The organism is uncultured Tateyamaria sp., assembly GCF_947503385.1.
In the GTDB taxonomy this organism is placed as follows: Bacteria; Pseudomonadota; Alphaproteobacteria; order Rhodobacterales; family Rhodobacteraceae; genus Tateyamaria.
In genome coordinates this window covers 39,977-50,884 of the sequence record NZ_CANNDO010000008.1, presented here as the reverse complement: position 1 = coordinate 50,884, position 10,908 = coordinate 39,977, and the positions used below count along the sequence as shown (strand labels likewise).

General features: G+C 51.7%; 5 protein-coding genes. 1 reads left to right on the top strand and 4 read right to left on the bottom strand.

All coding sequences use genetic code 11. From position 1 onward, the window contains the following. Nucleotides 1-181: 181 nt before the first annotated feature. The 4 genes from repC to Q1A85_RS19550 form a co-directional block, all read right to left on the bottom strand. Nucleotides 182-433, bottom strand: coding sequence for a replication initiation protein RepC (gene repC, locus Q1A85_RS19565; protein ID WP_299693859.1), 252 nt, complete (start codon nucleotides 431-433; stop codon nucleotides 182-184). 232 nt (nucleotides 434-665) lie between these two features. Next, entirely contained in the window at nucleotides 666-1,373 is a 708-nt protein-coding gene (locus Q1A85_RS19560; RefSeq protein ID WP_299693601.1) for an IS6 family transposase, read from the bottom strand. A 193-nt stretch (nucleotides 1,374-1,566) separates the two neighbouring features. Then, complete coding sequence (locus tag Q1A85_RS19555) at nucleotides 1,567-2,733, bottom strand: MFS transporter (protein WP_299693598.1); 1,167 nt, start codon at nucleotides 2,731-2,733, stop codon at nucleotides 1,567-1,569. A 54-nt stretch (nucleotides 2,734-2,787) separates the two neighbouring features. Next, entirely contained in the window at nucleotides 2,788-3,327 is a 540-nt protein-coding gene (locus Q1A85_RS19550; RefSeq protein ID WP_299693596.1) for a helix-turn-helix transcriptional regulator, read from the bottom strand. Between the two features lie 615 nt (nucleotides 3,328-3,942). On the opposite strand from Q1A85_RS19550, the gene Q1A85_RS19545 reads away from it, so the two are divergent. Next, nucleotides 3,943-10,752, top strand: a complete 6,810-nt coding sequence (locus tag Q1A85_RS19545) for a hypothetical protein (protein ID WP_299693593.1) — start codon at nucleotides 3,943-3,945, stop codon at nucleotides 10,750-10,752. Nucleotides 10,753-10,908 lie beyond the last annotated feature (156 nt).

Here is a 10,908-nt window from a genome sequence, read left to right as displayed (position 1 = left end):
CCTCGCTCGGCACTTACACTTTAAACGGGAATCAATAACGCGTTCGTGTAAGCAATTTACCGCCTACCGTGCCCGATTTCCGCGCAAACGCAAAACGGGTTTTTTCCGATTGCCAATTGCTTCGGCTCTGCGGCCAGAAAGACACAAGGTCGCGCACAGTTGACAGCTGTCAACGCCGCAGTCACGCGGCCCTGAGCAGCGCCATAACCATCGGTCCCGGCGAAAATGCCGGTGCTTCGGCACGGCGTGTCAGGGCGCGCAGATAGCCGCCCGGGCTCTGGATGTCGGGGCCGCGTTGCAGGATGTCCGCCACCGTGGTCGCCGCCTGCTCTGGCCCCATTGTGGCGCAGGCCCTGTGCCATGCATCCGCGCTGATCCCGATCATTGGGCGCACCTTGTCCGCCGCATTCACCAGATGTCGCCACTGCCCGATCTCTGTTCCTTAAAACAGCGCCAGATCGGGACAGGCTTTGGTGACAAGCGCCAAGGGGAGCGTAGGCGTACCCTGCCCCGTTGCCGTTTTCCCGATGTCTTGATCATGGGGTGTATCGGTCTCCGCCTTGCTCTGTTCTGAGCAAAGTTCAAAATCAGAAGAGTCTGTGTTTGAATGGGGCCGTTGCATTAATTGATGTGCGCTGATCGGTGGTGTGGGTTGATGCACTGGATCATGCGGCCGCGAAGAGTTTGCTGCTGAACTGGATTTCGCCCAGAACGCCTAGTTGTTTGTGATGGATGTGGCCGCGTTTGATTGTTCTAATCGTCTCGATCCCGCTCAAGGTCGCTTTGGCCGTTCGCAGGGAGCGGAAGCTCTGGCGATAACCGAGCAGCCGCTTCATAGCCGCATGATCGCTCTCGATCAGATTGTTCCGCCACTTCTTGTCAATATGCCGGATGCCGTCGAAATGTGGGTCGTAGCGATGATTGATCTCACGGATGACCCGTCGATATGAATGGGCCTTGTCCGTTACGGTTGTGACCGGTCTGCGTAGCCTGACACGCTCAATTGCCTTGTTCAGAAAGGCTCTGGCGGCTTTCGCATCCCCTCTGGCTGTCAGGCGGAAGTCGACCATCTGACCGTTCGCATCGATCGCACGCCACAGATAACGCCGTTTGCCGCCGACACGAATGTAGGTCTCATCGACGTGCCAATCGAAGTTGGCCCGCCGGAGATACTTTTCGGTCCGTTTCGTCAGTTCCGGACTGAACTTCTGAACCCAACGATACGCGGTCGACCAATCAATGCCGATCCCGCGCTCTGCGGGCAAATCCACCACGTCCTGGTAGGACAGCGGGTAGCGCAGATACCACCGCACCGCGCAAAGGATGATGTCACGCGGAAAGCGGTGAGGCTTGAACGGTGACTGACGCGCCATGATCAACCTCAAAAAGCAGGAAGGTCGGCAACGGGCCGGCCGCAAGGTCTTTTTGAGTTTGGGCAAGAGAAAAGGCCGCGTGGTCTCATATGACCGCGCTGAGCCCCAATTACCCGATGCGGCGGGCCACACAAACGGTCCGGATGACGGGCCTCGATCATCATCTAAAAATCGTCATTGCAAAAACTGACAATCAGGCCCGAGCACGAGCCATAACAACATGCGCTATCACGGCGAAAAGATACAGAAGCACAACCGTCAAAAACATGGCAGCGTGACCAGCGTACCCAAGAATTGAAAGCAAGATAGGCGTTCCGATAAGGTTTCCGAGATTACCCATCTGCGCCATAGCGCCATTGGCCAAAGCGCAGCTTTCAGCAGTGGCATTTAACTCTGGCACAGCGGCAAAACTCGCGCCTTGGACAAGCCCCAACGCTGCGAACAAGCCGATGGAAAGATGCGGCAAAGGAAGGCCTGCGAAGAAAAGCATCACGACACTTCCAGACACGAGAAACCCCACGATTGTAATTGCCACCGCAGTCGCTTTTGCGAGCAATGCCGATACGATGATGAGGGACACCGCGATACTGACAACCGGCATGAAGCCAACAATCAAGGTGCGGCTAGATAATGGCAACAGCTCTGGGAGCACGGCCAGCAATGCAACGAAAGTCATGGTATAGAACAGCCAGCCAATAGCTGGCGCAGCCACATCGGGTGATCGGTAGGCATCAATGTGCTTCTGGATCATCGGGGTTTGGTCGCGTTGAACAGCGGCAGCGGTTTCAGGACGCCTGACATTGCTAAGCAAAAAGCCCAGAAAGAGGGCCACCGATAGCATGTACACCCCATGCGCCACCAGTAACCCGTCGAGCCCCCGATTTCCGACAAATGGCAATCCAATCCAGACCATCACCGCAAATGAGACACCAAAGAACGTGCTCCAAAGAGTCATACCGATCCCGCGAAAACGCCCTGACGTGATTTGCGCAATGAGCGTTGGTGCAGCGACGACAATCATCAGATGGGACACACCTTCAATCACGCGGCTTACCAACATGATCGCAAACCCCGGCAGTGTCGCTTGCCAAAAGGAAACAACGCCACCAAGCACAAGGGCCGTGATGACAGCACGCGCGAGTCCGATGCGCGCGATCAGGACGCCAGCTGTCATTCCAAAAACCGCACCCAAAGCGCTGATAAGGGTCAGGAGCCAGCCGATTTCGGTTCCGGCTTCAGGATAGAGCAAACGAACGGTGCCGAACGGGACGGCAAACTTGGCAAATTGCGCCGCAGCGCCAAGGCCCGCCAGCCATAAGACCAGCACAAGAAGACCACTGCCGAATGAAGTCCGTAACATACTGTCCGGATACTGGGGGCGCGATCTTTGATCCACGCATAAAAAATGTGAGGATCAGACGCCTGAAACCAGTCTGACCGGCGTGCCATCTGCCAGATAAAGCCTTTCCCAAAGGATAGCACCTGCGCTGATCCGGATTGCGTTATGAGTAGCTTCGGACGTGCTAAACAGCTTTGCTTTTGGTTCTTTTACAGACCACCAGTCGGAATCCGCGAGTTCGGTCTCTGCGTGGCGGATCTCATCCGTTGAGAACCGCCAAAGCGACGCTCCAAGCATCGCTCTTTGCGACACCAACCAGTCTTGTGCTCGGCTACGCGAATACGCCAGACAGATATGATTGGTCTCGTCGACCAGATGGAGGCAATCGCCTGAGTTTTCGACAAGTCGGCGTAACGCATGGTCATCTGTTCTGGATTGGGCCAGCAGATCGAACACAGCATGTTGGACCTTTGTTTGCGGCACCTGTTTGCCACTTTCCCACCGAGACACAGTCGCTTGGTCAACGCCCAACTCTTGTGCGATGATCAACTGCTTCAATCCGAGCACCCGCCGCTGCTGCCGCAACCGGCGGCCAAATGAGGGTAAGGGTTTCATCAAGTGTTCCGACATACTTGCCTTAGGGTGCGACTTTCGCTTCACGGGCGCAACTGCGTTGAAAGAGCTACCGGTCGTGCATCCTGCACTCTACTAAAACAGTCTCCTAATTTTCTGTGTCGATGATTGACAACCGCATTGAGCGAAGATGAGTCTAAGAACCGCCATGTGTGACTAGGTCAATTTATCCATAGCCGCGATTGGCGCAGCCGCAGTGAAAGATCAGTTCGGTCCAAAGAGTGGCTCCGTAGCGGCACGCACTGAGCGGCAGCTTCGACGATAACGGCTCCCTGTGTCGCTACCGCCCTGCCCGCTTGGCAGCCTCGGATCTCGGAGTAACGATAACCGAGAATTATCAACCCCCTTACCCCAGGTACTGGTTCTACTCGCGCTGTTGGCAACTAAACGGAGTTGCGCAGGGCCATTTGACTTCATGCTAAAGTAGTCTGAGGGAAGCATTCTGCAGCTGACTCGACCAATTCTTGAAAGTCACCTTCATCAAAGTCAGGCGTGATTAGTCAAGAACAGCACCCGCCGGTCCAATTCCGCCAACTTACGGCTTGACCTCCCAGAGGTGTGTTTGTCTAGTTTCTGCTAGCTGAGAGAGGAATTTTTTTGGAAAATTTGAACAAGCGGGGCCAATCATATTCGGCTCCCTTTGGTAGGTTTCGCTTTGTTGGCGCGTCTGGTTCTGATGAGACTTTAGTAGGTCGGGAGAAACAACGCGGCAGACTGACACGCATCCTGCTCGACGCACGTGCGCGTACGGCAGTGCTCGTCACAGGGCGTCGCGGTATCGGCAAAACCACCTTTGTAGACGCATGTATTGACGACTACGAACGCCTTGTTTTCCGACGCTTCCTGCGATCTGATCACGGAAAGTCTTGGCTTGATCACTTTGTGCTGATCGCAATCGCCACACTAATCGGGTTTCTGTTGCTAGTTGCGGCTGATCTATTAGAACTGTTTTCACCGCAACTTTCAAACTCACCATTGCTGATTATCGGCATTCTTCCGGCAGGTCTGGTCGCGATCTTGCCTTTGATCTTGTCCATTCACATGGCGAAAGCAGCTTCACGGATACATGGCGTTGGTACACCTCTTCCCTGGGTATCTTTTTTGTCTTTTGCTGGAACCGGAGCAATTTGTATCTGGTTCAGTCAAAACGCCCCAGCACTTTTTATGTCCCGAGCACTTCTGGGACTAGCAGTCCTTGGTTTTCTGGGTGAAACAACGAATTTTGGTTTTCTTCGCCCACTCGGATGGGAATGGACTTGGTCGCGGTTCAAGCAGAACTTATCCCGCCTAGTCCGCACCACAATACGCTTCGGAATCCCATTCTTTATCATGATCTTCGGCATCCCAAGTATGTTGAATCTACTGCCGATACTGGATTGGGTGTCTCTATTCCCTGTTTCAGTTGGGGATACACGCGGGGCCACACTTCAACCAACGGACGAAATCCTAAACAATTTTGGCCTCGCTGCAGTCGCAACCGGCGGGATGTTAGTAGCCAAGTACGCAAGAGCTAGAAGAGGTTTTCCGTCCCCAGAAAGCCTTGAGTTTGCAGAGTTCGAAAGGAAGCTTGGTAAGCTCGGTGGCCTAATCCTATTGGTTACAGTAGGGACAGTTCTCGCATTTTGGTTCATCGAGTACGTGATTGCAGTTCAATCTGGAACTGACGCAAGCGGCCTCATAAGAGTTAACTGGCTCAGCTTGGGGGTATTGGCCGCATTGGTCGTTACTTTTGTTGCGATCACTCAGTGGCGGCTGTTTAGAACTGGATTCACGGGAGTTCGTGATAACGGCCACGCTCAGATCTGGCATCCAATTAGCGAGTTCTTGGTATTTAAGGCCGTTATCTTGGCAACGGTTTCTACCCAGATCGTTTACGGCGCCCTCGGTCTCGTTGTTGACCCGAAGCTACCAGACTCCTTGACCGACTACTGTGACATTGTTCTAGACTCAGGCAACACGATGCCAGGAACCGCAGAAGCTGGTGGATTCGTCTTTAGCAACTATAGCGACGAATCCTCGTTCAAAGGCTGGCCAACGCCGGTGCGAGCCCCAGATACTCCGCGTCCTGCGCTCGAGCCGCCAATGTGTACGTCAAAAATCCTAGCGAACGAGTTCTTCGTTTCACTGCAAGGCAATGCAAACAAACTCGGCAATCCTCCCATAACCATCAATTTTCCCAAAGATGCCGACGGCAAATACCTAGAGCCCGAAACCCTTGCATTCTCTCTTTTTGCAGGACCGTGGGAAGAAACGGCTTGGCTTTGTTTCTTTGTACTGATTGTTCTCCTGGCATTTTTCTTGGATTACGAATGGATTAATCGCCCGGGTGTTTCTGTCCAAGACGCAAGAGCGATCAACCCGGCCATGCGACGCAAGTGGCGTCCTGGATTTGAGTTTGATCCCATTGCAATTTGGGTCGCTCAGGCACGAACCGTACGACTGAATAAAGGTCACGGCGGACAAACATCCTCCAAGGTCCTCGAAAGCATGTCGCGTACTAACTTCGAGGCACTGGAAGAACGTCGACGCGAAGTAATTCATCTCATCGAAAGCACAACGATGGGCTATGCAGTCTATCGCTCGATGATGCAATCCACTGTCGTAAGGGTAAATCTAGGATTTGATGAGCTCAATCACCGCGGGGTGACTCTGGCTATGTTGACTGGGTTACGTTCGGAGTATCGCAAAAAATTCTTGGGTTTCAGATCCGAAATTGCAATGAGTGGCTGGTTAACGAAGTTGCTTATCGCTTCGTTGGTGACGACATACATCGCACGGAGTTTGATTGATTTTCCAGCCGTCGACGCCATGCCAGAAACGCACCAGCAGGCCTTTATTTCTGCACCATTGATCGACGCGACCGACACATCAGACGATCAGAGTAGAACCACCGGGTTGACTCGTTTGCGAGTTGAATACTGCGAATACTTGAAGTGGCATGACATAAATGGTTTCTCGGCATCATCACAGTTTACGAGCAACTCAGCAGCTGTTCCTCTTGCGTTCTGTCGCGCGTTCCCAGCCATTGCTGAAGCCATTCTGCCGGTTATGTTTCTTCCGTTGTTAAGCGTAGAACTCGAAACACAACACTTATCCGACAAGTTCATTTTCCATGTCCTTCACAAGAACAATGGCCTTCCGGAGATTGTTGGAAAAGATAGAATTGAAAGGGTTCGCCCGGAACTGGTACTGCGGGACGGAAAGACCGATAACTTTGAACTTGAGAACCCAGAGGATCCGAGCTTTCGCCTTTATCATCTAATCCTACTGTTGTTAGTGATGGGGGCGATAAATGGTGTTATCCGTATTTACCCGATAGTTCCCTACTCCCGTACGGCTGCCCGCATAGATGAGTTGATCAACATGCTAGTTGCCCATCAAATGCATGGAGAGCGGCACGGGTGGAACGGAGGCAGCGGCTGGCTGAGCAGTGTATTCTCACGTGAGAAATATTCAGAGGTCCGGAAGGATAACCTTGACCCACGGATGGTCGAATACCAACTCTTCGGCATACTGGAGGATATGCAGCGCCGCAGATTGCAACTTCCCTTCGAGACTGTTTTTTCGGTATCAATTCCTCGTCCAGAAATCACTTTCGTCTTTGACGAACTCGACAAGATTACGGGACTCGTAGGGACGGATAAGCCCGACCGGCGACAGATTGAGGATATCGAAGCCCTCGACGCGGAACGCCAGCGGGCATATGCTCTGCGAGGCCTCCTTTCTGATATGAAGCGCGTGATTTCTGCAGCGCCTGCTCGCTTCATTTTTGTAGGAAACCGGTTGCTTCATGATGAGTGGATCGCAGATGCAACCCGTCGCACTCCTCTACTTACAAGTATCTTTGACGAAGAGATCTACCTACCCTCGCTTCTCTTGGACACTGGCTCCGTTACCGAAAGGGCACCACCTCAAAATCCACTTTGGGACCGTACTTTCGAGTATCTGCATCGGGTACACAAGCAATCTGAGAGGAACTATCGGCGGGCTCTTCAAATGCGTACATCCCCGTTTATGTGGCAAACCAATGAACCTCTGTCGCGTCAGGCGTACTCGGACACTCACGTGCGAGTACAGGAGATTCGGGGCGCTTGGAGGTTCGACAAGAAACCAGAACCGGAATTTGGCGATGTTTGGTTGAAGTTGTATCGCTCAGTGGACGGTCAGCAGATTGACTACCCGGGCAGTACGAATTCTGAAGGAGAGCCAATAGAGGACCGTACTTGGAGACGGGCTATCATAACGGACTTCGTAAGGTTTCTGACGCTTCGCAGCATGGGTAACCCCAAGAAGCTGCAACAACAACTTGGGGAATTCATTGCACCTGCCGCACGTGTCGCTCCACCCCCTGCAGACATGTTCAAAGACAGACGAGGAATGATTGCGAGAGATCTTGAAGCGCTAAGGCGGGTGCGAAATGTATTTTGTGAAGACGACGTTCTACATTTTGAAGATCATGACATCTACCGGATTCAACTCGTTGGCACGTTGTTTCGGCATGCCCGAGAAACATTTGCGCGTTCGGTTGTTCCGGGCGACGACAAACGACTATTGTCTATGTTCTACATGTATGAGTTTCTTTTTAAATTTCATGGGCGAGGTTTCTCCTGGGGTAGTCTCGAGCGGATTGAGGAAATGGCACACATGCACCGAGCTCCAGAGCTCAGGTCACTGATGCACGAGGTTCTTGATAGCTCCTCTGAACGCTTTCTGCACAAAATCCTGAATGGCATGTATGCATTTCGCTTTCGTTCCGACTTTTCGGTTGAGATGCGGCGGCTATCACGGCTGTTTGAAACTGAGCAAGCAGCCTTCAACTTCACGCTAGACGAGTCACAAAGCCTGAAGGCTACCTACATTGCACTTCTGGAAAAATCGCCTGCCGCGAACATCGATCTGGTAACTGCTCTTGGAGAACTCTACGAGTATGATCAGGACTTCGATTCAGCTCGTCATCATTACCGCCACGCGATCCGGATCAATGACGAAACGCTATTCTACCACGTCGGTAGTCGACTAGATAGCACCGACCCCTTTGCAACCGCCGCCGAGGCAAGGCTTCCCAAACAAGGAGAACCATTACAGGATTTCCACGATCTTCCAATTCTCTATGCCCCAGGGCAGGCCGCGTCTGAAGTGGCCACACTAGCGGCATTCCTAGGACCGGACAGGGAAATAAAGCACAACTTCCTTGTCTATGCGCCCTGGGCAGTTCGACGCCTTCGCTTGATGCTAAAAATAGGATTGACCTATGAGCAAGTAAATGACCTTGAAATGGCTCAGCTCCACTACCGAGATGCCACGAAGACATCTCTAGAGCTAATTGATCTGCTGCAAAAGAGTGTTTCTAGCAAGAGCCCAACGGGTAACGACATGACTACTTTGAAACACATGAATGTGGTGTATCAAGCAATATTCGCGGAAGCATGGGTGTCACAGAAACTGCCATCGAGCGTAGACGGTTCAATATCTATCGTAGAGGATGCGTTGCACCGGCTTCGAAAATCACTACCAATTCTAAGTGATCCACAGACTGGATACGAACTTGCCGAAGAAGGTGAAAACACTGCGAAATCAACTGAAACGTCAGACGCAGTTGGCGGTGTCACACATGCGCACTTGGCCCTAATCGGTTCAGAGATGCACAATAAGGCTGGCGATCTCTACTTCTTCAAAGGCCGGTCGTTCCTTGTCTTCAATCGCCTAAAAGAGGTTGCAGAGAAAGGGATCGGAACGGGAGCTGAAGGGACAGTCCTGAAAGCGCACTATCACTATGCTGTTGGCCTTCACGAAGTGCGTCGTTTCGTTACCTATCGTCGGAAATCATCAGAGTGGAAATTTAACGTAGGAACCCAGCGGCACCAAACGTTTGAAAGAGGTGGTTGGGCTGATTTCGTTTATCTTTCCGCTGCGTCAAACTTGGCGGACATGGCTGACGCGGTGCTCGCGCGAACGTCAATACTTTCACTATATGACGACTTCAGTAGCGTTGAGAAAATCGTAGGTCCGCCGGACGAAATGCATGAAGCGTTCACCAAGGCGACTGATGCCTTTTTTGAGGGCGACGATATCTCCACTTCTGACGATCCCTACTCCATTTTGACCGACAAGTTTTTCGGCACTTGGCAAGGGAACGACGAGACGAACTATCCACAATTAGTTCTTTTCGGTGAGCCATCGCCATCAATCGCCCGAGTCGTTGCTGGCTTGAACTTCATCGCATGCGGAGCGCGATTGAATGAACGTGCAGGCTTCCTTGACGATGCTGCTTCAGAGTACCTTATGGCAGCTCAGTATGCGGCCTCTCAGCTGCAGCGACTACGGACATTCGAAGCCGCGAGTTATGCGCTCGGACAAGAAGTCACAGAGAATGAAACAGACGATACAAACCCCTCACAGAACATGAGTGAATTCCAGACGGCCAAGTTGGACCTTCTGGAAATGCTTAAGTTGACTATTTGCGGAGAAGGCCGCAAACAGCATAGACTAGATACAGTCAAGGTACTTGTTGACTTCGCATACTATTGTTGTGGGGAGTATGGGCGACTAAAGAAACTAGCTTCTGCTCGGCAAGACACCGACTACCTCGTGGGTGGTGTCGTCCTTGAAAGTGCAGTTACGACAGTTTGTGATCTAATTCTGTGTACAAACGACCTGTTAAAGCATGAGTTTGATCTCATCGGACCACAACTCCCTATCGTAGCTGCGATTGATGAAACCGTGAACGGACTCGAGCGTTTTCTCGAAGACTGGCTCAAAGACAGCTACGACGCAGCATGCGTTGCTGGTCGTGAAGCTCACTTGTCCAAATTCGACGCAGCTGAGCTAAACTATTCAGATGAGCGAATGCTGCGCGTTAGATCGATCTTGAACTACTTGCTTATTCGCCATCCATTCCCAGTACTTAACCAAGTCTATGGTCTGCAGGTACTAATTGATGATGCTCTCTTAAGCGAGCCTAATCCCAACCAAAAACAGACTGATCCGAGAACTTGGACAAATGACGCTTCTAGGCAGGTTTACGACTATATTCGAGAAATAAACCGGCTAGCCGAACAACTTGAAGCTCCGATGCATGTTACACCAATAGAGATCGGTCGCTCTGCCGCCTTTTGGGTTTTGAGAGAAACCCGTTTTGGCAATGAAACAACATTTGCCAGCTATGCCAAGCAAAGCCGGGTAGACGAGATTTTGAAGGTTGCAACCAACGCGCTGCGCGCAAGCCGAGAAAGCTATACAATGGGGAGGCATTTTCGAAATTCAATTTCAAGAATGCAGTACTTATTCGATGACTTCAATGATCGAAAGCTACACACCAAGCATGGCCTGCAAATGTCAGACATGGAGTTGTGCTCGGTACTCGAACACCTAATCAACGAATATGGTAAGTGCAGAATGCAAAAATAACAAAGGTACTGATGCAATCAACCGTCATCAGAGCTCGAAAACTGATAATTCCTAGTTATCGTTACTTCTGTATTCGGATCAACGTTGCTGAGCTGGCACGAGCAATCAAGACCGGATCCAGCGATTTCACTGCCAAACGCAATTGTTATCTTTTGT

Coding starts and splice junctions, on each gene's coding strand:
- Q1A85_RS19550 (WP_299693596.1), bottom strand. CDS start 3,327: ATGAAACCCTTACCCTCATTTGGCCGCCGGTTGCGGCAGCAGCGGCGG.
- Q1A85_RS19555 (WP_299693598.1), bottom strand. CDS start 2,733: ATGTTACGGACTTCATTCGGCAGTGGTCTTCTTGTGCTGGTCTTATGG.
- Q1A85_RS19560 (WP_299693601.1), bottom strand. CDS start 1,373: ATGGCGCGTCAGTCACCGTTCAAGCCTCACCGCTTTCCGCGTGACATC.